This window comes from Paenibacillus soyae (assembly GCF_024623455.1).
Classification (GTDB): domain Bacteria; phylum Bacillota; class Bacilli; order Paenibacillales; family Paenibacillaceae; genus Pristimantibacillus; species Pristimantibacillus soyae.
This window is the reverse complement of the sequence record NZ_JANIPJ010000085.1, coordinates 1-282: the sequence shown is the minus strand read 5'-3', so window position 1 is coordinate 282 and position 282 is coordinate 1. Positions and strand designations below refer to the sequence as shown.

The window sequence follows — 282 nt, the reverse complement described above, 5'->3', positions numbered from 1 at the left end:
AGGGGTGCGCTCTAACCAGCTGAGCTAAAGGCCCTCGGGTATTCTATTCGCTATAGAACTCCAGAAAGATCGAAATTGATCTTTCAAAACTGACAACGAGCGAGCAACAATCCTGCCTGAGAGTTGCTGTTGGAAGCTTATGCTTCCTATCCGACCTTCATCGAGATCGGGTATATCCTTAGAAAGGAGGTGATCCAGCCGCACCTTCCGATACGGCTACCTTGTTACGACTTCACCCCAATCATCTACCCCACCTTCGGCGGCTGGCTCCCTTGCGGGTTA

1 rRNA gene is annotated in these 282 nt (G+C 51.1%); it reads right to left on the bottom strand.

The features are described from left to right. Positions 1-182: 182 nt before the first annotated feature. Positions 183-282 (bottom strand): 16S ribosomal RNA (locus NQZ67_RS30105); the annotation flags it as partial.